Annotated in this window: 1 protein-coding gene; it reads right to left on the bottom strand. The window is 75.0% G+C overall.

Translation table 11 applies throughout. From position 1 onward, the window contains the following. Positions 1 to 1401, bottom strand: a 1401-nt coding sequence (locus tag AC13HU_RS36685; protein ID WP_483046326.1) for a type I polyketide synthase, incomplete at its 3' end; no start/stop codon positions are given. Positions 1402 to 1709 lie beyond the last annotated feature (308 nt).

Raw genomic sequence — 1709 nt, forward strand, 5'->3', positions numbered from 1 at the left:
GATCCCGAAGGACGACACGGCTGCCCGGCGCGGCCGGTCCGTCCGCGGCCAGTGCTGCTGGTCGTGCAGCAGCCGGACGGCGGAGGTGGCCCAGTCGACGTGGGTGGTGGGCGGTTCGGCGTGCAGGGTGCGGGGCAGGGTGCCGTGCCGCAGGGCGAGGACGGTCTTGATGACGCCGGCCACCCCGGCGGCGGCCTGAGTGTGGCCCAGGTTGGACTTCACCGAGCCGAGCCACAACGGCCGTTCCACGGCCCGGTCCCGGCCGTACGTGGCGAGCAGCGCGTCCACCTCGATGGGGTCGCCGAGCCGGGTGCCGGTGCCGTGCGCCTCCACGGCGTCCACGTCCGCCGTGGCCAGGCCCGCGTCCTTCAACGCCGCCCGGATCACCCGCTGCTGGGCGGTGCCGCTGGGCGCGGTCAGGCCGTTGGAGGCGCCGTCCTGGTTGACGGCCGAGCCGCGTACCACCGCGAGGATGCGGTGGCCGTTGCGGCGGGCGTCCGACAGCCGTTCCAGGAGCAGCAGGCCCACGCCCTCCGACACGGCGGTGCCGTCGGCCCGTTCCGAGAACGTCTTGCAGCGGCCGTCCGGCGCAAGCCCCCGCTGCCGGGAGAACTCCACCAGCGTCCACGGGGTCGACATCACCGTGCCGCCGCCCGCGAGCGCCAGTTCGCACTCGCCGCCGCGCAGCGCCCGTACCGCCTGGTGCAGCGCCACCAGGGAGGCCGAGCACGCGGTGTCCACGGTGACCGCGGGCCCCTCCAGGCCCAGCGCGTAGGCGAGCCGCCCGGACAGCACGCTCTGCGTGGAGCCGGTGCCGAGGTAGCCGGCGAGATCGGCGACGCCGTCCATCATGGGCGGGACGTAGTCCTGGCCGTTGGTGCCCACGAACACGCCGGTGCCGCTGCCGCGCAACGTCCCGGGATCGATCGCCGCGTCCTCCAGCGTCTCCCAGGCGACCTCCAGCAGCAGCCGCTGCTGCGGGTCCATGGCGAGGGCCTCGCGCGGCGAGATCTCGAAGAAGGCCGCGTCGAAGTCGCCTGCCGTGGCGAGGAATCCGCCCTCGCGGACGTACGCCGTGCCGGCCGCGGCCGGGTCCGGGTCGTACAGCGTCTCCAACTGCCAGCCGCGGTCGGCCGGCAGCGGCCCGATCGCGTCCCTGCCCTCGGACAGCAGTTGCCACAGGTCGCCGGGGGAGGCGACGTCCCCGGGGAAGCGGCAGCCCATGCCGACGATCGCGACCGGCTCCGAGCGAGCGGCCTCCAGTTTTGCCACCTGCCGTTTGGCGGCGTCGAGTTCGTGCGCCATCCACTTGAGGGTCTCGACGACCTTGTCGCCGCCGACCGCCTGGGCGCCGGTGCCGCTGTCGCTGCTGGTGCCGCTGCTGCTGGTCACTGCACGCATCTCCTGTGTTGCCTGGGCCTGGGCCTTGGTCGAGCCGTGGCCGGCCGGACGGACGGAGGAGCCATCGGAGGGGACGCCCTGGGAAGGGGGCGCTTGGGCAAGGGGCCCTCGGGCAGGGGACCTTCGGGCCGGGGCGCCGCTCATCTGCCGAACCGTTCCTGGATGAAGCCGAGCACCTCCTCGGCGGTCGTCGCCGACGCCAGCGCGTCGCCGCCCTCCGCCGCCGGGGCGTCCGGGAGCCGGGCCAGCAAGGCCCGCAGGCGGACCGCCGCCGCAGCCGAGGCCGGAGCGTCGAGCCGGTCCAAGGC

Source organism: Streptomyces sp. NH27 (genome assembly GCF_056859195.1).